The following is a 23,756-nucleotide window of genomic DNA, read 5'->3' as shown; positions in this document are numbered from 1 at the left end:
GTCGGCTCCCGCCTTTCAATGCACCTTCTTAAGTATTGATGATTGAAACAAAATGAGCCGATGAGATGCCGGATCTTACTATCGCGTTCTTCCAGAAATTGCGTGCCGGCAAGAGGTGATCTCTGCATCACCTATTTATTCGTACTTTAAGTTCTTATTGAAGAGGGCAGTAACTAGAGGTTATTCTCTCGATCTTCCATAAACTGCGCGCCGGCAGAGGGTAATCAAATTATCGGCATTATGGATCGGTTGAGAAAGATTCATTCTCGGCATCATCGATGCCGACTTGCGGGCATGCAGTTGTAATAAGATTGCAATGGTCGCTCCCGCCTTTCAATGAATCTTCTTAAGTATTGATGATTGAAACAAAATGAGCTGAAGAGCTGCCGGATCTTACTATCGCGTTCTTCCATAAACTGCGCGCCGGCAAGGGGTATAATATAACTCCATTGCCGGCGCTTCTTCTATTCGATTTTTTGCTCTCTTGCGAGGAGTTGTCGCAATGAGGTATTAGGCAATACATTTTTGTGGAGGATCTTATAGACCTGCTGAGCGATGGGGAGATCGATCCCCATGGTTTCGCCCAATTGGTAGATATTCTTCACTATATTAGCGCCCTCTACCACTTGCCCAATCTCTTGGAAGGCATCAACTGCTTTGGTGCCTTGCCCTAAAAGTAGGCCAAATCGGCGATTTCGGGATTGATTGTCAGTAGCTGTTAGCACAAGATCACCAAGGCCGGTTAATCCCTTAAAGGTCTCAGGATTTCCACCAAGGGCAATACCAAGGCGCGTCATCTCAGCTAAACCGCGAGTAATAAGCGCAGCGCGTGCATTAGCGCCAAAACCTAAACCATCGGAGATACCGGTGGCAATGGCAATCACATTCTTATAAGCGCCGGCAATCTGTACCCCTTTAATATCGAGGTTGCCATAAACCCGCATATTGCCATGATGAAAGAGGGGAATTACCTCGGCAAGTTCTGCCTCATCTTGGCCGGCAATGGCGATTGCGGTAGGGTAGAGCTTTGCGACCTCTTTGGCAAAGCTAGGACCAGAAAGAACGGTAAAATGCCCTTCGGGAAAGGTTTGGTAAAAGGTATCACTTAAAAAACCATTATTATCGTGATCGAGCCCTTTTGTCGCAGAGATTACCGGCGGTAGCTTCGGTAGATTAAGCGCTTTGAGCTTTGCTACAATCTCTCCAAATGCGGTGGAGGGAACGGCGATTAAAATTTCAGTGGCACCTGTAAGCGCTTCTGCAAAATCTTCAAAGAGGGTGATCGATTCAGGAAAGGGAATCTCCGGTAAAAATCGCTCATTGAGGCGAAGTTGTTGCATCTCGGCAACATGCTCCCGATTATGGCTCCATAATCTTACGGGGAATTTATTAGCAACATGGATGGCAAGTGCGGTTCCCCAAGAGCCGGCACCTATTACGGCAATCTCTCTACGCATTCAATCTCTCCTATTCTCTCAATACGGTTGTTGATCTCACAGTGATGATCTACTCAAAACTCAGTTATTCTCTGATTCCAGATATTGAAATTATTAAAATTGTGCAACATGTGAAACCGAATGATTGTTCTCTCATCATTGACTTGTCTGTTTTTAGATGAAAGAGGCTGTAAAAATTATAACATAGTGCGCTCACCGCTTGCGGGGAAAGGTCAAAGTGGGGAGGAATGGTGCAGAAGATGAGATAGAAAAAGGGGAAGAATCATCAAATAGAAATAGCCTTGATTCATTCAACCATGCTATTTTTTACAAACAAAAAAAACCCCACTCAAAAGAGTGGGGCTTCTATCAGACTACACGGTCTTCTATTAAAGCTTGATTGCTCAAGCGTTTAATTAGAAGTCGTGACGCATACCGATTGATACTACGTTGTCTTTTTTCTTGTCTGAGCCTTTTGCTGCAAATTTAGTCTCTTCTGCACCATACTCAACCCATGCACGTGTACGTGTAGAGAGTTTTTGCTCAAAACCAACTGCCCATGATTTAACTTTATCTTTTTCGCCGTTATATTTTACTTGGTTTTGGCCATATGCTGCGCGAACAGTGCTGAAGTAGTTAGGACCAAATGAGAAGCTTGCACCTAAATCCCAACCTTTTGATTTAGTTTTATCAGCTTTGTTTGCATCAGCAAGTTTATTATCTTTGTAGTTACCATCTGCATATGATGCTGATACTGCAAATGCATCTTGACTATAACCAAGCATTAAACCCCAAGCTTTAGATTTGTTGTTATCTCTAGATACTTTGCCTTGGATATAACCTGCTTTAGCAAGGATCGTACCATTTGCACCTAAATCATATGCATATTTCGCATTGATGGTCCAGAGATCAATATTTTTGCTGTTGCTTTTACCATCAAGATAGTAAGAATCATCCATCATGATTGCTGCATTCGCTTGGAAGCCTGCGAAATCAGGAGTAGTATAAGCAATCACTTTACCAACACGGGCAAAAGATGCTTTTTGAGCTTCTACTTTACCATTTTCATCAAATGCATGAGCATAGTTACCATCTTTATCAGCTTTAACTACTTTTGCTCCAGTTAAAGTTGTTGTCATTGCACGTTGTGCTGCTGAAGAGATCACGTTATCGCCATTGAAGCCATCAGTAACGGAGTCATCAACGATCGTTACTTTGAATGGGTTGTCTTGACGACCAGCAGTTACTGTACCCCAATCTCCGGTTAAACCGAGGATTGCTTTACGAGTTTTCCAACCTTTTGATTCGTCTTGAGTCATACCGTCAAAGCCCCACTCAAGGTTATAGATAACCGCGTTGTTGTTACCTAAATCTTCTGAGCCTTTAAGGCCGATACGTGAACCTGCATCATTGAGGTTTGACACGCGATTGCTTGTCAAGCGATCGATACGTTTAAAAGTACCCTCACCTTTATCTTTCATTTTTTCTACTTTTTTGCTCTCGTAGTCGTAACGGATAGAACCGTAGAGAACAGTTTCAGCTTGCGCTGCGCCTAATGTTAAAACAGAAGCGACTGCTACTGCGAAAATACTTTTCTTCATCATAATCAATTATCCTTTCTGAAAGTGCCAATCGTTGGCAACGCTCATCTATATTTAAGTTCGAAATGAATCACTCCGGCGAAGTGTCCATTGCTGATAACAATAATAGCGGGAATGTATCCTAAGCGCAACAGCTTTTCCGTAATATTTGTATTTTTGATAAAGAATCAGCATAAAATAGTGATTTAAGTTACCCTTCAGGATAAAAAAACAACAACTATTTTATAGCCATTCATCTTTTTAGCAACAAAAAGAGACCCCACTTTTGCAAGTAGGGCCTCTCTCTTTACGATTGTCTAAATTCTAATGGTTCTTGCTGTGCAAGGCTCAATTAGAAGTCGTGACGCATACCGATTGATACTACGTTATCTTTTTTCTTGGAAGCATCGGTTTCGTGGTATTTAGTTTCGTTTGCACCATACTCAACCCATGCACGTGTACGTGTAGAGAGTTTTTGCTCGAAACCAACTGCCCATGATTTCACTTTATCTTTATTAGCACCTTGTTTTAATTCGCTTTGACCATAAGCTGCACGAACTGTGCTGAAGTAGTTAGGACCAAATGAATAGCTCGCCCCTAAATCCCAACCTTTTGATTTCTCTTTGTTGCCATTTTCAATCTTGTGATTACCATCTGCATAAGAAGCTGTTACACGGAATTCATCTGAAACATAACCTAAGAAGAGACCCCAGATTTTTGAAGAGTAACGACCATTAAAGTTATGAGCTACATCATCAATGTAACCGCCAGCTACTTTACCTTGAATATAACCAACTTTTGCAAGGATTTGGCCATCAGCGGTTACATCATATGCATATTTTGCGTTTACTGTCCAAAGGTCCGCATTTTTACGGTTGTTAGTTGGGTAGAGATCTGAGTCCATCATTACCGCTGCATTTGCTTGGAAGCCTTCAAAGTTTGGCGTTGTGTAAGCAATTACTTTACCCACACGTGAGAATTTCGCTTCGTAATTGTTTGTTTTTGCAGGAGCATCAGCTTGTAGTGCTGTTGTCATTGCACGTTGTGTTGCTGCAGAGATCACGTTACCGCCATTGAACTCATCAGCTACAGAGTCATCAACGATGGTGACTTTGAATGGGTTGTCTTGACGACCCGCAGTTACCGTACCCCAATCACCCGTTAAACCGAGGATTGCTTTACGAGTTTTCCAGCCTTTTGATTCGTCTTGAGTCATGCCGTCAAAGCCCCACTCAAGGTTATAGATAACTGCGTTATTGTTACCTAAATCTTCTGAACCTTTAAGTCCGATACGTGAACCAGCGTCGTTGAGGTTAGAAAGGCGTTTTCCAGTAAACTTTTTAATTTTTTCAGGAACACTATCATCTTTTTTGTAGTGATCACCAATTTTTTTGCTCTCGTAATCGTAACGGATAGAACCGTAGAGAACTGTTTCAGCTTGTGCTGCACCTAATGTTAAAACAGAAGCGACTGCTACTGCGAAAATACTTTTCTTCATCATAATATATACTCCAGTGGAATTGGGTGGCCGAACCACTTTTACAATAAATGGATTAAAACTTAAGTGACTTGTGTCACGCTATGATTCGTATTCTAACGGGGTATTATCATTTGCGCAACTATTTTTTGGTAATAATGATAATTTAATTTCGGTTGTTGTTTTTTTGCAACATGGGTGGATGCCATTTTTAATAGCGATTTCTGCTATAATTTATTGATTTTCATGAAATTGTTGCGCAAAAAAATTAAAATTTGTTTTGATAGCTAATAGTAATGTTAAAAAACGTTTTCTATTTTTTTGAAAAAAAGACTCTTTTATCAATTAAAAATCATTTTGTTAAAGGAGATTTGTTCTAATAGAGTACCCTGTTTTCAATTTAAAGTGCGTATTAGGGGTTTAGTTGTGATGAGTTAACACTCTTGTTTGTTGTATTTTTAATACAAGTAGTAATGCCCTATGGGTTAAATCGATTGACTGATATTGTTGCTCAGCAATTATAGTGAGTAATTAGATAAAGAATAGAGAATAGAGAATAGAGAATAGAGAATAGAAGAATAGAGAATAGAAGAATAGGGAGTAATTAAAAAAGACCTACTACAAGTTATGATTGCAGCAGGTCTATGCTAAGAATGATCTAAAGCGCGGGGACAGATCAATCAATCGCTATTATTTAAATAGCGATTATTTCTATTCATCAGCTTAAAAGAGAAGTTTTGCTACTTCAGTAAAGTGTTCTACAAAGTGGAGCTTTAATCCCTCTTTAAGATACTCCGGCAATTCATCGGCATCTTTCTGATTTGCTTTTGGGAAGATGATCTCTTTAATCCCCACTCGTTTTGCTGCGATCAACTTCTCTTTGACACCACCGATCGGTAACACTTGTCCGATTAGGGTGAGTTCCCCCGTCATGGCGATATTTTTCGGTGCCTGATTGAGCGCTAGAGACATTAAGCAGGAGGCAAGAGTAATACCGGCACTTGGGCCATCTTTTGGGATCGCCCCTTCCGGCGCATGGATATGGATAAAGGCTTTTTCAAAGAAGCTCTCTTGTAATCCAAGCTTTGCCGCATTAGCCATAATATAACTATAAGCAATATTGGCCGATTCTTGCATCACTTCCCCAAGTTGCCCCGTTAATTTAATACCGCGCTGCAATTCATGGATCTTCACTGCCTCTACCGGCAAGGTGACGCCACCGAGCGATGTCCAGGCAAGTCCTGTTACAACGCCCACATTCTGCACCGGTTTTTCCCGATTAAAGCGGGGATTGCCGAGGAAGGGAATAATCTCATTAACGCCCACGGTAAAGGATTCGAGATTCTCCGTCTCAAACTTCACCGCGGCTTTTCGCACGATTTTTGCCAATTGCTTCTCAAGCTGCCTAACGCCTGCTTCTCGTGCATAATCATCGATAATACGATCCACCGCTGCCGGCGTAATGCGGAGCTCTTTTTTATCAAACCCAGCTTTCTCTAACTGTCTTGGCCAGAGATATTGGCGCGCGATCTTACTCTTCTCCTCTAAGATATAGCCCGAGAGGCGAATTACATCCATGCGGTCTAAGAGTGCCGGCGGAATAGAGTCGAGCGTATTGGCAGTACAGATAAAGAGAACATTTGAGAGATCGTACCGTACATCGAGATAGTGATCTAAAAAGTCGCTATTTTGTGCCGGATCGAGCACCTCAAGCAGGGCAGAGCCGGGATCTCCTTGGAAGGATTGCCCCATCTTATCGATCTCATCGAGCATAATGACCGGGTTATCCACCTTGGTCTCTTTAAGCGCTTGGATCAATTTCCCCGGCATTGCTCCAATATAGGTCCGGCGATGACCTTTAATCTCCGCTTCATCACGTGCGCCACCTAAACTAAAGCGATAAAATTGACGCCCTAAGCTATCGGCAACGGAGCGACCGATGGAGGTTTTTCCCACACCAGGCGGACCCACAAGGAGAATAATCGTTCCTTTGATCTCCCCTTTGCGCTTACCGACGGCAAGTGTCTCAATAATTCGATCTTTGACATCTTCCAATCCAAAATGATCGCGATCTAAGATCTTCCGCGCCTGTTGGAGGTTGAAGTTATCTTCACTGCGATTGCCCCAAGGTAGATCGGTAATAATATCGAGATAGTTTCGCGTCACCCCATATTCTGGAGAGCCGGTCTCTAAAATCTGTAACTTTTCAAGCTCATCATCGATGCGCTCTTGCGCCGCTTCCGGAATCACCTTATCGATCAAGCGCTCGACAAATTTATCGATATCGGCTGCTTTATCATCTTTCGCGATGCCCAGCTCCTGCTGAATCACCTTGAGCTGTTCCCGTAGGAAGTATTGGCGTTGCTGATCGGAGAGTTGATCTTCCACCTCTTCACGAATAGAGCTGTGGAGTTTTGCCACCTTAATCTCTTGCTGAATAATGGAGAGCACTTTGCGCAGGCGCGGCACTAGCGGTACTGTGGCGAGAACCTCTTGTAACTCCTCTTTTGAGCCGGAGGTCATACTCGCTGCAAAGTCAGCAAAGGGGGAAGGATCGCTACTATTAAAGCGCGTTAAAAAGTGCTTAAGCTCCTCGGAGAAGAGCGGATTGAAAGGGATCAACTCCTTCAGTGCATTGATCACCGCCATCGAATAGGCGCGCACCTCTTCTGTCTTGCTTAAGCTGCTCTCATCAAAGTATTCCACCTGCGCCACAAAGGGAATCTCTTTGGAGATCCACCGTTTAATGCGAAAGCGCTGAATACCTTGGGCAATAAATTGCACGCGACCATTCTCCCGATGGGGATGGTGGATATGTACCAATGTGCCATACTCATAGAAATTATCGGTCTTGAGTGTGGAGGGATCTTCTTGATCCGTTAAGACAAGGCCGACAACCCGCGTCCGATTATCCATAATGGAATCGAGCGTGGTTAACCACGGCTCCTCATTTAAGAGGAGAGGCGCAATCTGTGGTGGAAAGAAGGGGCGGTCATTGAGTGGAAGGATATGGATAATATTGGAAACGGTATCCCCTTCAATAATGACCTCGTTATGCCCTTTGACATCACTGTCAATCGCCGGAAGTGTCGTTTTTTTATCTTCACTCATAAGATTCCTTAATACCTTAATTCTTTTATAGCTGTTATCGCTATGGACAATGGGGGTGAAAAAGTAGATATCAACCTCCCGGCATCATTTTACTTTCTCTCTTAGCGCTTTTGATCCGCTCAGGTCGTAAGCAAAATTTCAGCCTGTGGATAACTTTGTGTATAAAGGGGAGATAACCCTGTGTAAGAGGCGTGGATAGTATTGTGATTTGGCTATTTTTGCGAATCGATGCGGGAATAATTTTGAAATATTGAGGGAAAAGTGGCATAAAGAGGGATTGATCTGAAAAAAGGAATGTTTCCCATGAAACATCCCTATGAAACGCGTTATATATAGCGTTATATATATAATGAATAACGACGCATATAACGACAGATAGAATGACGTAGAATGATATAGAACAATAGAAGCGACAAATAAGCGATAAAAGAGCGATAAGAGGCGATAGGGGCTCAATTCCCCTTAGAGTGCCAATGGATAGAATAGATGTAGGAGAGCCGTAAGATGTTAAAAGAGATTCCCGTAGATGCCGCGCATCAAAAATTTGCTGAGATTGCTAAAAATATTGTGGGAGAGAAGGCGGTCTATACCGACTTTTTCTACCGTTTTGCCTATGGGACCGATGCGAGTCTCTATCGCTATATCCCGCAGGTTGTGGTGCGAGCAGCAGATGAGGCAGCGGTGATTGCCCTAATCAAAGCGGCAAAAGAGTGCCAAGTTGCGCTCACCTTTAGAGCATCGGGAACCTCGCTCTCTGGGCAGACATCGAGCGGCTCGGTCTTAGTGATGCTCGGAAATGCCTTCACTAAGTTAGAGATTAGCGAGGGGGGCGATCGCGTTACCGTGGGGCCGATGGTCATTGGCGCGCGGGTCAATAGTGCGTTAAAGCCATATCAGCGAAAGATCGGGCCCGATCCTGCTTCGATCAATGTTGCGCGTGTCGGAGGCATCGTTGCCAATAATAGTAGTGGTATGTGTTGTGGAACCAAACATAATAGTTACCACACATTGGCCGATATCCGACTTGTTCTGAATGATGGAACCGTCCTCGATACCCGCGATCCTGAAAATATTGCTCAATTTCGCCAGAGTCATGCCAACTTTTTAGCTCATCTTTCACAACTGCGTGAGCGCATTGTGGCAAACCCGATTCTCAAAGAGAAGGTGGCCGTTAAATATCGCATTAAAAATACGACAGGTTATGGCGTCAATGCCCTAATCGATTATGAAGACCCGATCGATATCTTAAAGCATCTTATTGTCGGTTCTGAAGGGACGCTCGGCTTTGTCAGTGAAGTGGTCTATCACACGGTGCCGGAGTATGAGCATAAGGCTTCTGCTTTTGTCTATTTTACCTCTCTGCGAGAGTGTTGTGAGGCGGTGAAGGCCTTAAGAGCTGATGCGCCGGTGGAAGCGGTAGAGCTCTTCGATGGTCGAACGCTCCATCTTGTGGGGGAAGCGATTCCCGATCTGCCAGGTTTCTTCTATCGACCACTCAATAAAGATAGTGCTTGCCTTCTTATTGAGACAATGGGGGAGAGCGCGACAGAGCTAGAAGCGAAGATTGCGAAGATTGAATCGGTGCTTGCCGGTTATGATGTGGTGGAAGCTACCGGTTTTCAGACAGATCCCAAGATCACTACTCAATATTGGAATACACGAAAAGGGCTCTTTCCCATTGTTGCGAAGGGGAGAAAGAGTGGCGCGGCGATTATTCCGGAAGATGTAGTCTTCCCGATGGAGCATCTTGTTGAAGGGGTAGAGGCTTTAACCGCACTCTTTGAGAAGCATAATTTCCCCGAGGCAACCATTATGGGGCATGCCTTAGAGGGGAATCTCCACTTTATGTTAGCGCCGACAATGACCTCTAAGAAGAAGATCAAACAATTTGATGCCTTTATGGATGAGCTCGCGGAGGTGGTGGCGGTGAAATATAATGGCTCTTTGAAAGGGGAGCATGGCACCGGTCGTAATATCGCTCCTTTTGTTGAAGCTGAGTGGGGAGAGGAGATCTATCAAGTGATGCGCGATATTAAGGCGCTCTTCGATCCCGATAAGATCTTCAATCCCGATGTCATTATTACCGATAATAAGAAGCTCCATATCACCTCCTTAAAGCAGATTCCGGTAGCGGATAAGTTGATTCACGATTGTGTAGAGTGTGGTTTCTGTGAGCCGGCTTGCCCATCTGATGGACTCTCTTTAACGCCGAGACAGCGGATTGTCGCCTATCGTAATATGCAAGCCTTACCGCGTACCGGCGAGAGTGGTAAGCTCTATGCCAAGATGAATCGCGCGTTTCAATATGCCGGGATCGATACCTGTGCCGAAACGGGGATGTGTGCGCTTCGCTGTCCATTAGGGATCGATACAGGGAAATTTATCAAATCGATTCGTCCGGTGAATAGTCGTGCGCTCTTACGAATTGCCGGCAATCACTTTGCATTAGCAGAGAAGCGGATGCGTTTTACGGTCAATATGGCCCACAAAATTGGGATCGATCGTACGCATAACTTTACAAAAGCAGCTCATAAGATCTTTAAGGGAATTCCTGTTGTTCCGAAGGCGATGCCGGAGGTCTCTTCAAGCTTACCGACATTGCCGGTGCCAAGTAAAATTGAGAATTCTGTGGTCTACTTCACCACCTGTGTGAATCGTAATATGCAGGAGCTCAAGCGTGAGAAGGGGAGCGCAGCGGAGAATACTTTCGATCATGTGATCAGTCTGCTTCATAAAGCGGGCTTTACCCCCTTCTTCCCCGATAAGATCTCCGGGATCTGTTGTGGACAACCATTTGTTTCGGCAAAAGCGCCGTTAGAGGCGGATAAGATGGCGCAGCATCTCAATGATGTGCTCTTAAAAGCTTCTCGTTATGGTGAGATTCCGATCTATGTGGATAATGCGCCGTGTGCTCTGCAGGTGCATGATCTTCAAAAACGGGGTCTGCTCGATGAGCGTTTGATTCTCTATCACTCTGTTGAGTTTCTACTCAAAGAGGTGGCGCCGAAATTAACGATGAAACCGAAGATCGACAAACTGCTGCTCCACACACCCTGTTCTGTAGCAAAAGATGGTGGCGGCGAGATGCTCTTTAAGTTAGCGCAAAAATGTGCGCGTGAAGTGGTCTCTACCAATATCGAGTGTTGTGGTTTTGGCGGTATGAAGGGCTTTACGGTGCCGGAGATCAATCAAAATAGCTTAAGTCGTCTGCCGGCGACGGTGAAGCAGGAGTATGAGATGGGTGCATCGATGAGTAAAACCTGTCAGCTCGGCTTAACAACGCATACCGGCTTACAATTTAAGAGTATCGAAGCGCTACTCGATGAGTGCGCGCTATAAGGTACACCACAATATTCTGATTTAACCCATTCCATAGAAGGAGCAACAGATGATATTAGTACAGATGAATTTCGATTTCCCCAAAGAGATGATGGGCGATGCGCTTACAGAAGGCGCAAAAACACTCGCCGAGAGTATCAATCAGGAGCCGGGATTTCTCTCTAAAATCTGGATTGAAAATAGTGATGAAGGTGAAAGTGGCGGAATCTATCTCTTTAAAGATCGCCAAAGTGCCGAGGATTATGTCGCTATGCATTGCGCAAGAGTGGAAGCGATGGGCGCGAAAAATATCAGCGTTAAATATTTCTCCGTCAATGAGCCTTTAAGTGCCATTAATCAGTTTACGGTAGCCTCTAAGTAGATTTCATCTCAATAGAGTAGAAAGAGTGAATCTTATCGATAGGATGATCGATCAGCTTCACTCTTTTTTTGTTGCCTATTTTCATTACGGACATGTACCGATAAAAAGGCTGAACGCTGCCGGATCTTACTATCGCGTTCTTCCGCAAATTACATGCCGGCAGATGGCGATCTTCCATCGCCAAAAATTGTTACCTTAACGATTAATGATTTTGAAACAAAAGAAGTTAGTGCATTGCCGGACCTCACTATCATGTTCTGCCAAAGATTGCGCGCCGGCAAGAGGGCATCAGAGATGCCAATTGGCGGGCATGCACCGGTAAAAAGAGCGAAATGGTCGGTTCCCGCGCTCAACAGATTCTCTTATTTATTGAAAAAATAGGGGTTGATGAGTTGCCGGAGATTACTATCGTGTTCTTCCAAAAATCGCGTGCCGGCAGGGGGTGATTCTAATCATCGGCATTTATATTAATTAGATGATGCTAACCTGCAGGCATGTACCGGCAAAAAGAGCGAAATGGTCGGTTCCCGCGCTCAACAGATTCTCTTATTTATTGAAAAAATAGGGGTTGATGAGTTGCCGGAGATTACCATTGCATTCTTCCACAATTTGCGTGCCGGCAGGGGGTGATTCTAATCATCGGCATTTATGTTAATTAGATGATGCCGATCTGCGGGCATGTACCGGCAAAAAGAGCGAAATAGTTGGCTCCCGCCGTTCAACAAACTCTCTTATGTTCGACTATCTATTTCTCACCTAATCAGCATGCTTAATAAGGAAATATTATGGGAATATTATCACCATGATTAATGGCTTCTTATTTTAAAAGTGAACAATTTAATTGTCTTACTAGATCAAAAAATCATTAAATTTTTTAAGGTTTATTAAAATTCATTTCAGAATCAAGATACAAAAATTATTTTTGTCGAATATTTGTCGACAAGTGTAAAAATCGGGAATTTGAGAGATTACACTTAATGATTAATAAGATATTAATGAAAATTTAATAGAATGTTATCGATTGTAAGGCAAAATGAATTAAAGATAATTATTTTAAAATAATGTGAGATGTTATAAAGTGAAAGAGTACGCTGATGCTCTTAAGCCAAAAGCCTAGGAGTTGTGAGTTGTACATTTTGATACTTAACAAGTACTCAACAACTTTTATAAGGAGTGACATTATGGGCTCAATTGGAAGTATGACTAAACCCGAATTAGGTTTCCTCGCAGCAGCAGTGCAATATCCGGTGCCGATCGTTAATAGCCGTGCAGATATCGATAAACAGATCGAAAATATCGTTCGGATTATTCACCATACCAAGGCGGGGTATCCTGGGTTAGAGCTGATTATCTTTCCTGAATATAGTACGCAAGGACTCAATACGGAGAAGTGGTTAACGGAGGAATTCCTCCTCGATGTTCCCGGAAAAGAGACCGATATCTTTGCTCAAGCTTGTAAAGAGGCAGGGGTTTATGGTGTCTTCTCTATTATTGAACGTAATCCCGATCCGACAAAAAATCCTTACGATACAGCGATCATTATCAATCCAGAGGGTGAGATCTGTCTTAAATATCGTAAGCTCTTCCCATGGACGCCGATCGAGCCCTGGTCACCGGGGAACTTAGGAATGCCGGTCTGTGATGGTCCCGGAGGAAGTAAGCTTGCGGTCTGTATCTGCCATGATGGTATGATTCCAGAAGTGGCGCGTGAAGCGGCGTATAAAGGGGCGAATGTCTATATTCGTATCTCCGGTTATAGTACGCAGGTGCAGGATCAGTGGATCTTAACTAACCGCTCAAATGCATGGCATAACTTGATGTATACCATCTCTGTTAACTGTGCGGGTTATGATGGAACTTTCTACTACTTTGGAGAAGGGCAGATCTGTAACTTTGATGGAACCGTATTGCAGCAGGGAACTCGCTCTCCAGGAGAGATCGTTACCGGGGAGATCTACCCGATCCTTGCCGATGGGGCGCGTCGTACTTGGGGCTTAGAGAATAATATCTACAACCTCGGAAGTCGTGCTTATGTGGGCGATCCCGGCGGAGATCCAGAGACAGAACTCACCTATATTCATGATCTCGCCAATGGTAAATATAAGTTGCCATGGGATGATGATATCAAGATTAAAGATGGTTCAATCTACGGTTACTCCGAAAAAGGGAAGAAGCATTGGGAGGAGTAATCTCATAATGTCTTCATCGATGTCGCTCTTTTTTAAGATGACGTTATGAAATTCGATCTCGATAGATCTCGATTAAATCTGAATTAAACATCATTTAAAGAGTATTTAAAGATTGATAAAGAGAGATTAAATCTTATTGATTAAACTTCGATGAAGATAGAATCTAAAACTTTAAAATAGAGGCTGAGTCCGATAGGATTCAGCCTTTTACTATTGTTTGATTGAAAATAGAGGCTGATGAGTTGCCGGATCTTACTATCGCGTTCTTCCACAAACTGCGCGCCGGCAATGGGGCATCAAAGATGCCGATCTGCGGGCATGCAGTGGTAAAAAGAGCGAAATGGTTGGATCCCGCACCTCCATAAATTTTCTTAAGAATTATTGATTGATACAAAAAAAGCTGAACGGGCCGGATCTTACTATCGTGTTCTTCCGCAAATCCCACGCCGGCAGATGGTGATCTTAATCGCCGGCAATTATATTTCAAAGAGTGATGATTTTACCGGCATCAGAGATGCCAACCTGCGGGCATGCACTGGTGAAAAGAGCGAGATGGTCGGCTCCCGCCGCTCAACAGATTCTCTTATTTGTTGAAAAAACAGGGGTTGATGAGTTGCCGGGGATTACTATCGTGTTCTTCCAAAAATCGCGTGCCGGCAGATGACGATTCTAATCGCCGGTATTTATGCTAATCAGAGATGCCAACCTGCGGGCATGCACTGGTGAAAAGAGCGAGATGGTCGGCTCCCGCCGCTCAACAGATTCTCTTATTTGTTGAAAAAACAGGGGTTGATGAGTTGCCGGGGATTACTATTGCATTCTTCCACAATTTGCATGCCGGCAAGAGGCCTTCTTATCTTATAGTTATTCAAAGCTCAGCTTTGGGCTTTTTGCTAAACCCCAATGATAGCCATTGGGATCTACAATAATGGCAAAGCGATCTCCCCATGCAGAATCATACGGCTCCGTAATTCCTACTCCGCCAGCGGCAATTGCATTGTAAAATGTCTGGTCGACATCATCAACATAGAGATAGAAGTAACTTGTTAACTGTTGCGGGGGAATAAAATCGATCGGCGCGCGAGTATCGGAACCGCGCACATCTGCTGGAACAAACATTAAGATCAGCTCACCTAAATAATTCATCTCCACGTGCTGACTCTCGGCACCTGGTTTATCTTCAAAGCGTAACTCAAAGCCGAAAGCATCCTGATAGAAGCGTTTGCTCTCTACCACATCAACGACTGTTAAGTGAGGAACTAATAAGCGGGAAGCGAGCCAAGGCGTACCACTTTTTGTTGCTTCGAGCTGTTGCACCTGTTGACTCTCATTTGAGTGATCGAATATGACTGCCTTCTCCTCCGCCACGGCGACGGTACCTCCCATTGTAAATAGTAATGATAATGTGACTGCCGGCAACAATGCTTTATATCGCTGTTGATATTTTTTAGTATGAGAATATCTCATAACTTCTCCTTGTGGGATCTACCATAGGTAGCTTTTATAGTTTTTATAATTATTATTTGAATACGCTTTTAATTGAATATTCTAAGATAGAGATAGCATGAACTTTTCTTAATCTGCAAATGATGAAGAGTAGATCGCGTAATAAAGAGGCACGATTATCTTTTGATAGAACCTGATGTTTTTATCAAAACATCGATTGTAGCTACTATTGGGTAGAGATAATAAAAAAACTCCCAGCTCGATAAAAGTCTGGGAGTTATTGAGGTTTTATTCTAATTTTTTAATTCGTTTTGTTTTATATCACAAACTTTTTAGACTAAAACCTTATTTTGTTTTGTTAGTTAAATCTTTTTTAGATTATTCTTGCTCGACATTAAGCGAGGGATCTCTGTAATCAGGATTTAACTTTTGTCGTTAAAATAACGATTACTTCTTCTTCGCCGCGATCACTTCGATCTCGATTAACCACTCAGGGAATGCTAAGCCTTTAACTTCAAATGCAGAGCGAGCAGGAAGTTTTGTTTCTGCGCCTTCACCGAAGAATTGTGCATAGCCTTTCATAAAGCCTGCAAAATCCATCTTACCAAGATCAGGATCTGCCACTAAGTAGACTTGCATTTTAACAATGTCACCCATCGTTAAACCTTGCTCTTCTAAGGTCTTCTTGATGGAGTTAAGAATGCCGACAGTCTGCTCTTCTGTTGTGCGTGCAAAGGTCCCATCTTCCAATTTTGGAGGAACTGCACCGCTAAGATAGTAAGTTGTTACATCGCTTGGAACTTCAACAACTGTTGAGATTGGGAACCCACCTGGAGCGGGAGTTCTTACGATATCGTCTGCCATTGCGCCACCCATTGTAATACCTGCTGCGAGCAGGATAGCTGTTAATTTTTTCATTCCTATATCCTTTTTTATCGATGTTATTCACTGTCGACCTCTCTATTAGAAGTCAATCGATCCGACCACCTCTTTCAAGCAATCTTGAGTGATAACGATTAAGGGTACCTTTCGATTGTTACATTTTTCCTGTGAAAGTTGCAACGATCTCTCCTCTTATGAGTATGTAAAAAGAGAGATTAATCGATCGGCAAGAGCGGTGCATTATAGGGGTAAATGGTGGAGAGTAAAAGCAAATCTTCAAAAAGCGTATAGATTTTTAGCACTCAAATTCTCTCGATAAAGCGTGAGGCTTTAAGGAGCTATTTTCTCCTAAAGAGGATTTTAGCATCACTGACGCTATTTGCTTTTAACAAAAATACACGTTATAACTGTCAGGGTCTGCATCAGAAAAGATGCCGGCGATTTCGCTAGGGGTGCCCAATGAAGTTGGGCTGAGATTAGCATGAATTATGCTTAAACCCTCAGGACCTGATCTGGCTAGTACCAGCGTAGGGAAGTAAACAATCTATAGTAGATGTATAGCGTTAGAGATAGGCAAAAGATTGTGGGATCGATCTGCTTGTTGCTAAAAATAGGTATCTACTGTGTCGATTAGGCCTGAGTTTTTCGCGATAGAATCGTTGAAGCTCAGGTTTTTTTGTACCAATTTACGCCTATGCCAGAATCTCGTCTTTTATTTTTTAGGATAATAAAGGAGAGGTTTTTTATGCCACAACAATCAATCACGTTAATGAAGCAGTTTCCCAAGAGTCGCAAAGTCTATGTCGAAGGAAGTCGACCCGATATCTTAGTCCCATTTCGTGAGATTGAATTGAGCGATACACTCGGCCCAAAAGGGGAAGTGATCGAGAAGAACGCACCATTTCGCGTCTACGATACCAGCGGTCCTTATACCGATGAAAATTATCAAGTGGATCTCACCCAAGGGCTTCCGGCATTAAAACGGAATTGGGTGATGGAGCGCGGTGATGTAGAGGAGTATGAAGGACGTATTAAAAATGCTCGAGATGATGGTTATAAACGGGAAGATGATCCTCGCGTTAATGAAGGTGTCTTCCCCGGATTGAAGCGAAAGCCGCTCCGTGCAAAACCGGGCATGAATGTGACACAGATGCACTATGCGCGTAAAGGGATTATCACCCCAGAGATGGAGTTTATCGCTATTCGTGAAGGAATGACGCCGGAGTTTGTTCGTGATGAAGTTGCCGCAGGGCGGGCGATTATCCCTTCTAATATTAACCATCCTGAAGCAGAACCGATGATTATCGGGAAAAATTTCCACGTTAAAATCAATGCTAATATCGGTAACTCCGCAATCACCTCCAATATTGAAGAGGAAGTGGAGAAGATGACTTGGGCAACCCGTTGGGGAGCTGATAACGTGATGGACCTCTCAACAGGTAAAGATATTCATAAAACCCGTGAGTGGATTATTCGCAACTCCGCAGTGCCGATCGGAACGGTACCAATTTATCAAGCGCTCGAAAAGGTCAATGGGATTGCTGAAGATCTCAACTGGGAAGTTTTCCGCGATACGCTGATTGAGCAAGCAGAGCAAGGGGTTGACTACTTCACAATTCATGCCGGCGTTCTTCTTCGTTATATCCCGATGACGGCCAATCGTGTTACCGGCATCGTCTCTCGTGGTGGATCGATCATGGCGCAATGGTGTTTAGCGCACCATAAAGAGAACTTTATCTATGAGAACTTTGAAGAGATCTGCGAAATTATGAAGCAGTATGATATCTCTTTCTCTCTCGGTGATGGTCTTCGCCCAGGTTCGATTGCCGATGCCAATGATGAAGCGCAATTTGCAGAGCTTAAGACGCTCGGTGAATTAACAGAGATCGCTTGGAAGCATGATGTGCAGACGATGATCGAAGGTCCAGGACATGTGCCGATGAATAAGATCAAAGAGAATATGGAGATGCAGGAGAAGTATTGTCACGATGCGCCTTTCTATACGCTTGGTCCATTGACGACCGATATCGCGCCGGGATATGACCACATCACCTCCGCAATTGGTGCCGCACAGATCGCTTGGTATGGAACGGCAATGCTCTGCTATGTCACACCAAAAGAGCACTTAGGCTTACCTAATCGTGAAGATGTTCGCGCTGGAGTGATCACCTATAAATTAGCAGCACACGCCGCAGATTTAGCAAAAGGGCATCCTAATGCACAAAAACGTGATGATGCACTCTCTAAAGCACGCTTTGAATTCCGCTGGGAAGATCAATTCAACCTCGGTCTCGATCCTGAGCTTGCGCGTGAATATCATGATGAGACCCTCCCACAAGAGGCGGCAAAAGTTGCACACTTCTGCTCAATGTGTGGCCCTAAATTCTGCTCAATGCGTATCTCCCAAGATATTCGCCGAGAAGCTCAAGCAAAAAATCTTGCCGAAGCACCGGAAGAAGTTCGTGTTGCAATTGAAGGCATGAAGCAGAAATCGGAAGAGTTTAAAGAGCAAGGGCAGCAGATTTATAGCTAATCGACCTTTTTTAAAAACATGATAATGATTTTGACAAATCCCTTACCAAATCGGTAGGGGATTTTTTTGAAAGATATAAAAAGTGATCAATAACTCTTAAAAGTAAGCATTAAAATAAGTATCAAAATAAGTATCAAAATAGATTCATCATATTGATTGGATGGCTTAAAATAAATTTAATCATTGGCAATTATTGTCAAATATAGGGGGCAACATGAGCACAATGAATATTATTCTTCCTGAATCATTGAAGGACTTTGTTGAGAGCAAAGTGAAAGATGGTAGCTGTAGTACAAATAGTGAATATGTAAAAGCATTGATTCGAAAAGATCTTGAATGTGAAAAGTTTAGAAATATTTTATTAGAAGGTGCAAGATCACCTAGGTCGGAGCAAGCTTTAGATCAGCACTATTTTCAGAATTTACGTAATAAAGTGTTTTCTAAATAGTTTTTATGATGATTAACAGATAGATCACCAAATCAATATTAGCAGAGCAGGATATTGAAAATGCTCTGCTTTATTATACGGAAGAAGATAATAGCATTCATGTTTGGCGAATATTGCATGCACATTCTGATTTGCCAGGTTGGATGAAGCGTTAGGATTACAAGGTAGACTTCTCTTAAATAAGATCTAAAAAATAACCCTCTCGATGATGTCGTTTATTTCACATTTTCGAGAGGGTTTTTAATAGATTTTAATAGACCTTAATAAACCGCAATGGATCCGTCATTGACTGAATGAAGCTTTAGTATCTATTTTCAATATTATCAGCGGTTAATTATTGCTTATCAGTAACTGATGAGAGACTTGTCTTTTGTTTTGTGCGATTGCTTTGCAGTAACATGATTCCCCATCCGATCACAAAGCCGGCAAGCGCTGGAAGAATCCAACCCATATTGACATCAGAAAGGGGAAGGAGATGATCAAAAAATGAGGTAATGCTTAAAACGATTGAGTTTTGGCTAATGATCTCAGAGGAGGCTTTCAATCCTTCAACAACCGCAATTACAAAGGTAAAGCCGATCGTTACTTGATAGACAATCTTTTTATGATGAAAGAGCGGAGAAGCGAAGGCTAAAAAGACTAAAGTGATCGCAAGTGGATAGAGAAACATCAGAACAGGAATAGAGATACTGATAATTGCCGTTAATCCAACATTCGCAATCAACATACTAATCAAGCTAAAGAGATGGACAAAGGTACGATAAGCGATCTTAGGGAAGAGCTGATTAAACATCTCGGCACAAGCACAGATTAAACCGATCGCAGTTTTCAAACAGGCAACTGTAATAATAATCGCTAAAAGAATCGAACCATAAGCGCCGAAGTAGTAGGTCGAGATCTGTGCGAGCGCAATTCCACCATTTGCAGAGAGTGGATATTCATTGAGACTCATCGCGCCAATATAGGCAAGACAGCCATAGATCGCACTCATTAAGAGTAGACTCACAATTCCCGATTTAAAGGTATCTTTAGCAATATCTGTGGTATTGGTCACTCCAAAACTCTTGATCGCATTGACCACAATGATCCCAAAAGCGAGAGAAGCTAAGACATCCATCGTGTTGTAACCTTCTGTAAAGCCTTTAAAGAAGGGACTCTGCTGGTAGCTCGGTTGAACGGCAAGCGGTTCAATCTCCCCCATCGGACCGATAAAGGCGCTAATAATCAGAAAGGCTAAAAAGATCAAAAAGAGCGGATTGAGTACTTTTCCGATCCACATCATAACATTGCTCGGGTTGAGCGATAAGATCCAAGCGAGTAGAAAGAAGAGTATGGTAAAGATCAAGAGGGCAATTGTATATTGATTCTCACTCAAAAAGGGTGTTAAGCCGATCTCAAAGGAGACGGTCGCGGTACGGGGAAGCGCAAAGAAGGGGCCGATTGTGAGATAGAGAACCATGGTAAAGAAGAGCCCGTAAGCCGGTGTGACGCGACTTGCTAAATCATAAAGACCATTGCTCTTTGAAAAACCGATAGCAACCACCCCTAAAAAGGGTAAGCCAACGCCGGTGAGGATAAAGCCGATCGTTGCCATCAACGTAGAAGCACCTGCTTCTTGCCCCATATGAACCGGGAAGATTAAGTTTCCGGCACCAAAGAAGAGACCAAATAACATCGACCCGATGGTGATGTAGGAGGTTAGTGAGAGTTTGTTATTCATACGATATCTCGATTTGTTGAAACGTCCCTTTTGGGGACAAAATGAACCTGTAGGTTTTGCCTAAACGTTGATAACTTTACTAAAAAAATCGAGAGCTTGTTGAATTTTTTATAGGCTGTTAAAAATGGAATGTCGGATAAATTCTCTCCAATTAGTGTATAGTGCTCCTTTCTTTTAGATAGGTGTACACGCTTTATGTCTTTTAACTCCCTCGGTTTACGTGATGAACTTTTAACAGCAATTGGTGACGCTGGATATAGTGAGCCTACACCTATCCAACAACAAGCGATTCCGATCATCCTCAAAGGGCGTGATCTGATGGCCTGCGCGCAGACGGGAACGGGTAAAACCGCCGGGTTTACACTTCCAATTTTAGAATTAATGAGTCAAACATCCGTAACAGGTGTAGCGAAAAGTGGGCAGAATAGACAAAATAGAAGAGCTGTTCGAGCGTTGATTCTTTCTCCTACAAGGGAATTGGCGGCGCAGATCCATGAGAATCTTGTGATCTATAGCCGACACCTTAAACTTCGCTCTCTAGTGGTCTTTGGTGGAGTGAGCATCAATCCTCAAATGATGAAACTTCGTGGTGGTGTCGATATCTTAGTAGCAACGCCTGGTCGTCTTCTCGATCTAGAGCAGCAAAATGCGGTCGATCTCTCTCAAGTTGAATATCTTGTATTAGACGAAGCAGATCGTATGTTAGATATGGGCTTTATCCATGATATTCGGCGCGTGCTTGCAAAGTTGCCGGCAAAACGCCAGACATTGCTCTTCTCAGCAACCTTTTCCCCGGAGATCACTGCATTAGCTACCAAATTATTGCATCAACCTGCCACAGTGGAGATAGAAAGGGAGAAACGAGCCTCCGATCAAGTTACGCAAGAACTCTATTTTGTTGATAAGACCCGTAAGCGTGAGCTTCTCTCTCATCTTATTGAGCGCGAAAATTGGCAACAAGTATTGGTTTTCTGCCGAACAAAGCATGGGGCAAATCGTTTAACGGAGTATCTTAATGGCAAAGGGATTATTGCAGCGGCTATTCATGGAAATAAGAGTCAAGGAGCAAGAACAAAAGCATTGGCAGACTTTAAGGCGGAGCAGCTTCAGGTATTAGTTGCTACCGATATCGCCGCAAGAGGCATCGATATTGCCGAACTCCCCTTTGTTGTAAATTTTGATCTCCCCAGTGTGCCGGCAGATTATGTTCATCGTATCGGCCGTACAGGTCGGGCGGCAGCAACCGGTAAAGCAGTCTCTTTAGTATCGATCGATGAGCAGAAGCTCTTAAAAGATATTGAGCGTCTTCTGAAAAAAGAGATTCCTAAAGCAACTATTGCCGGCTTCGAACCCGATCCTTCAATTAAAGCAGAACCTATTGAGACAGGGCGTGGCGGTAGAGGGCGAGGCAATAATCGAGGAAGCAGTCGCGGTGCAGGAACCGGTCGTGGGCGCAGTCAATCATCTCGCGGTAGCAACAGCAATAATAGTGGCGAGCGCGCAGAAAAAAGTGAAAATAGCGCTCATCGACAAACTCGCAGAAAAGTTAATAGCGAGAATGCCGGTAACTCTTCAGAAAAAGCCGGAAGCAGACGAGGTGGTAGTAAATCCACCAACACTTCTCCCGCAGAGCGACCAAGACGGCGTCGTAGAGTGAAGAAGGTAGATGAGAGATAAGCCTCTCTAGAATAATGATTTAAAAAAACAGATCGGATGTTGTTCGATCTGTTTTTTATTGATCTCTCTTCAAAGGTTTATCGAACGCTCATAAAGCATGGGAAGTATTGATGAAAGAGAAAATCTATGATCGCCGGGGGATAATAAGGAGCAGTAATCCCGCACAGATCACCAGTAGTGCGCCGAACCAACCCCAAAAGCCTAATGTCTCATGCCAAATGAAGTGGGAGAGTAGGGCGCCAAATACGGCATTAAGGTAGTAAAAAGGCGCCAATATAGAGGCATCAGTTAAAGCATTAGCGCGCGTTACCCAAATTTGCCCAAGTGAACCAAAGAGTCCCATCAATAAGACAACGCCCCAAACCGCAAGTGATGAGGGAAGTGTAAATTCGGTAAAGAGCGCTAAACCTAAAGCGGAGACAATTCCGGTTAAAGAGAAGTAGAAGACAATTTCTGCTCCTTTAGCAGCGCGGCTTACTCGCTTAATCGCGACCATCGCCATCGCCACAAAGACGCCTGCAATAATAGGAAGAAGTGAGAGGACGGTAAATTGTGGTTTATCTACATCTGCTAACATCCAAACGCCAGCAAGCGCTAAGAAAAAGCTCGGTATTAAGACCCAAGTAAGGCGCTCTTTCAGCCAGATAAAAGCTAAAAGGGGAACAAATAGCGGTGTTAGTGAGCGCAACACCGTGGCATCAGAGAGGGGAAGTATCTTTAGGGAGATAAAGATTAAAATCATTCCGATCTGTCCCGATAGAGAACGAATCGCATGAAGTGGTAGACGCTTGATGGAGTTTCGTATCTCGCCGGAGTAGTAGAATGCCGGTAGCACCCAAAAGAGGGTGATAAGATTTCTAAAGAAGATAATTGTCGCCGTAGAGATATCATTGCTGAGCCATTTAATAGCGCTATCCATTAGCGCAAAAGCAATTTGTGAGATAAAGACAAAAAAGATGCCAAGTAGTAGTGGGTTGCGCATAGAGCGATTCGATTTATTGATCTAGTAAGTGGAAGGGGATATCGGGTAATGATCTCGATAGGAAATCTAATAGAGAAACTATAGCAGTCGCAAAAACTTTTCTCATACTTTCTTATCCAGAATTTATGAGAGGTCATTAGGGACTACTGATTCGATCAATATCGTCATAAGATCGTAATGGAATAGTTATCTTAAATGTCATTAATGAAGGAAAGATTCAAGATAGGAATCAAGATAAGAATCTGTTTTTACAGAAAGTAAGTCAGGATTAAGAAAGAGTTTAGATAAGGGTAGTAACCAATTTTTAAAAAAATTAAAAAACTTTCAAAAAAAGAGTTGCAAATAAAACCAAAGGGGGTAAGATACATCACCTCAGGCGACACAGCCCTTTTGAAAACAGCAAAAAGCAACGAAATAAGCAATATAAATAAGTAGTGTTTTTTTGAAATCTTTGAATGTTTTTAAATAAAGTTGTTAAACGGTTTTAGTTTTTAAGTCTCTTTTTTTAACGTTGGTTTCAAGGTTTAGTTTTAGGTTCGAAGTTGTTTAAGTTTGAATTTAAAATGCTTTAAGAA

General features: G+C 43.0%; 16 protein-coding genes and 1 riboswitch. Of the genes, 8 read left to right on the top strand and 8 right to left on the bottom strand.

Annotation, left to right across the window (positions count from 1 at the left end; translation table 11 throughout):
• Nucleotides 1-464: 464 nt before the first annotated feature.
• The 4 genes from DC077_RS10230 to lon all read right to left on the bottom strand — a co-directional run bounded on the left by DC077_RS10230 (nucleotide 465) and on the right by lon (nucleotide 7,604).
• Entirely contained in the window at nucleotides 465-1,457 is a 993-nt protein-coding gene (locus DC077_RS10230; RefSeq protein WP_109202446.1) for an NAD(P)H-dependent glycerol-3-phosphate dehydrogenase, read from the bottom strand.
• 395 nt (nucleotides 1,458-1,852) lie between these two features.
• Complete coding sequence (locus DC077_RS10220) at nucleotides 1,853-3,040, bottom strand: porin (RefSeq protein WP_109218028.1); 1,188 nt, start codon at nucleotides 3,038-3,040, stop codon at nucleotides 1,853-1,855.
• 328 nt (nucleotides 3,041-3,368) lie between these two features.
• A complete protein-coding gene (locus tag DC077_RS10215) occupies nucleotides 3,369-4,517 on the bottom strand; it encodes a porin (protein WP_109218027.1) in 1,149 nt (382 codons plus the stop codon).
• Nucleotides 4,518-5,216: 699 nt separating this feature from the next.
• Entirely contained in the window at nucleotides 5,217-7,604 is a 2,388-nt protein-coding gene (lon, locus tag DC077_RS10210; protein ID WP_109218026.1) for an endopeptidase La, read from the bottom strand.
• A gap of 504 nt (nucleotides 7,605-8,108) precedes the next feature.
• Between lon and DC077_RS10205 the strand changes: the two genes are divergently transcribed.
• The 5 genes from DC077_RS10205 to DC077_RS10755 all read left to right on the top strand — a co-directional run bounded on the left by DC077_RS10205 (nucleotide 8,109) and on the right by DC077_RS10755 (nucleotide 14,087).
• Entirely contained in the window at nucleotides 8,109-10,943 is a 2,835-nt protein-coding gene (locus DC077_RS10205; RefSeq protein WP_109218025.1) for an FAD-binding and (Fe-S)-binding domain-containing protein, read from the top strand.
• Nucleotides 10,944-10,992: 49 nt separating this feature from the next.
• Nucleotides 10,993-11,304: a monooxygenase gene (locus DC077_RS10200; RefSeq protein WP_109202440.1), complete on the top strand. Its 312-nt coding sequence runs from the start codon at nucleotides 10,993-10,995 to the stop codon at nucleotides 11,302-11,304.
• 25 nt (nucleotides 11,305-11,329) lie between these two features.
• Nucleotides 11,330-11,503, top strand: a complete 174-nt coding sequence (locus DC077_RS10930) for a hypothetical protein (RefSeq protein ID WP_157953538.1) — start codon at nucleotides 11,330-11,332, stop codon at nucleotides 11,501-11,503.
• Between the two features lie 982 nt (nucleotides 11,504-12,485).
• Entirely contained in the window at nucleotides 12,486-13,493 is a 1,008-nt protein-coding gene (locus DC077_RS10195) for a formamidase (protein WP_094567394.1), read from the top strand.
• 381 nt (nucleotides 13,494-13,874) lie between these two features.
• Entirely contained in the window at nucleotides 13,875-14,087 is a 213-nt protein-coding gene (locus DC077_RS10755) for a hypothetical protein (RefSeq protein ID WP_133243559.1), read from the top strand.
• Between the two features lie 270 nt (nucleotides 14,088-14,357).
• On the opposite strand, the gene DC077_RS10190 is transcribed toward DC077_RS10755, so the two are convergent.
• Nucleotides 14,358-14,960, bottom strand: a complete 603-nt coding sequence (locus DC077_RS10190) for a VOC family protein (RefSeq protein WP_239990402.1) — start codon at nucleotides 14,958-14,960, stop codon at nucleotides 14,358-14,360.
• Between the two features lie 426 nt (nucleotides 14,961-15,386).
• Nucleotides 15,387-15,857 (bottom strand): RidA family protein, encoded by a 471-nt coding sequence (locus DC077_RS10185; protein ID WP_109202438.1) that lies wholly within the window; start codon nucleotides 15,855-15,857, stop codon nucleotides 15,387-15,389.
• A gap of 402 nt (nucleotides 15,858-16,259) precedes the next feature.
• A riboswitch (TPP riboswitch) is annotated at nucleotides 16,260-16,372 on the top strand.
• A 194-nt stretch (nucleotides 16,373-16,566) separates the two neighbouring features.
• On the opposite strand from DC077_RS10185, the gene thiC reads away from it, so the two are divergent.
• A complete protein-coding gene (gene thiC, locus DC077_RS10180) occupies nucleotides 16,567-18,354 on the top strand; it encodes a phosphomethylpyrimidine synthase ThiC (RefSeq protein ID WP_109202437.1) in 1,788 nt (595 codons plus the stop codon).
• Nucleotides 18,355-18,568: 214 nt separating this feature from the next.
• Complete coding sequence (locus DC077_RS10175; protein WP_109218024.1) at nucleotides 18,569-18,802, top strand: ribbon-helix-helix domain-containing protein; 234 nt, start codon at nucleotides 18,569-18,571, stop codon at nucleotides 18,800-18,802.
• Between the two features lie 334 nt (nucleotides 18,803-19,136).
• Here the strand turns inward: DC077_RS10175 and brnQ are convergent, their stop codons facing one another.
• The gene (gene brnQ, locus DC077_RS10170) at nucleotides 19,137-20,522 is read right to left on the bottom strand and encodes a branched-chain amino acid transport system II carrier protein (RefSeq protein WP_109218023.1); all 1,386 of its coding nucleotides are present in this window, start codon (nucleotides 20,520-20,522) and stop codon (nucleotides 19,137-19,139) included.
• Nucleotides 20,523-20,717: 195 nt separating this feature from the next.
• On the opposite strand from brnQ, the gene DC077_RS10165 reads away from it, so the two are divergent.
• Nucleotides 20,718-22,199: a DEAD/DEAH box helicase gene (locus DC077_RS10165; protein WP_109218022.1), complete on the top strand. Its 1,482-nt coding sequence runs from the start codon at nucleotides 20,718-20,720 to the stop codon at nucleotides 22,197-22,199.
• Nucleotides 22,200-22,323: 124 nt separating this feature from the next.
• Here DC077_RS10165 and DC077_RS10160 read toward each other — a convergent pair whose 3' ends face one another.
• Nucleotides 22,324-23,181 carry a DMT family transporter gene (locus tag DC077_RS10160; RefSeq protein WP_109202433.1) on the bottom strand — a complete coding sequence of 286 codons (858 nt, stop codon included), beginning with the start codon at nucleotides 23,179-23,181 and terminating at the stop codon, nucleotides 22,324-22,326.
• Between the last annotated feature and the right edge of the window lie 575 nt (nucleotides 23,182-23,756).

Source organism: Ignatzschineria cameli (genome assembly GCF_003121895.1).
Taxonomy (GTDB): domain Bacteria; phylum Pseudomonadota; class Gammaproteobacteria; order Cardiobacteriales; family Wohlfahrtiimonadaceae; genus Ignatzschineria; species Ignatzschineria cameli.
The sequence above is the reverse complement of the archived record's forward strand: the minus strand, read 5'-3'. Positions and strand labels throughout refer to the sequence as shown.

What these genes read in the sequence shown, in the direction of transcription:
- DC077_RS10220 (WP_109218028.1), bottom strand. Translation starts at nt 3,040, where the DNA reads ATGATGAAGAAAAGTATTTTCGCAGTAGCAGTCGCTTCTGTTTTAACA.
- lon (WP_109218026.1), bottom strand. Translation starts at nt 7,604, where the DNA reads ATGAGTGAAGATAAAAAAACGACACTTCCGGCGATTGACAGTGATGTC.
- DC077_RS10185 (WP_109202438.1), bottom strand. Translation starts at nt 15,857, where the DNA reads ATGAAAAAATTAACAGCTATCCTGCTCGCAGCAGGTATTACAATGGGT.
- DC077_RS10215 (WP_109218027.1), bottom strand. Translation starts at nt 4,517, where the DNA reads ATGATGAAGAAAAGTATTTTCGCAGTAGCAGTCGCTTCTGTTTTAACA.
- DC077_RS10205 (WP_109218025.1), top strand. Translation starts at nt 8,109, where the DNA reads ATGTTAAAAGAGATTCCCGTAGATGCCGCGCATCAAAAATTTGCTGAG.
- DC077_RS10200 (WP_109202440.1), top strand. Translation starts at nt 10,993, where the DNA reads ATGATATTAGTACAGATGAATTTCGATTTCCCCAAAGAGATGATGGGC.
- DC077_RS10190 (WP_239990402.1), bottom strand. Translation starts at nt 14,960, where the DNA reads ATGAGATATTCTCATACTAAAAAATATCAACAGCGATATAAAGCATTG.
- DC077_RS10175 (WP_109218024.1), top strand. Translation starts at nt 18,569, where the DNA reads ATGAGCACAATGAATATTATTCTTCCTGAATCATTGAAGGACTTTGTT.
- DC077_RS10230 (WP_109202446.1), bottom strand. Translation starts at nt 1,457, where the DNA reads ATGCGTAGAGAGATTGCCGTAATAGGTGCCGGCTCTTGGGGAACCGCA.
- DC077_RS10165 (WP_109218022.1), top strand. Translation starts at nt 20,718, where the DNA reads ATGTCTTTTAACTCCCTCGGTTTACGTGATGAACTTTTAACAGCAATT.
- DC077_RS10160 (WP_109202433.1), bottom strand. Translation starts at nt 23,181, where the DNA reads ATGCGCAACCCACTACTACTTGGCATCTTTTTTGTCTTTATCTCACAA.
- thiC (WP_109202437.1), top strand. Translation starts at nt 16,567, where the DNA reads ATGCCACAACAATCAATCACGTTAATGAAGCAGTTTCCCAAGAGTCGC.
- DC077_RS10195 (WP_094567394.1), top strand. Translation starts at nt 12,486, where the DNA reads ATGGGCTCAATTGGAAGTATGACTAAACCCGAATTAGGTTTCCTCGCA.
- brnQ (WP_109218023.1), bottom strand. Translation starts at nt 20,522, where the DNA reads ATGAATAACAAACTCTCACTAACCTCCTACATCACCATCGGGTCGATG.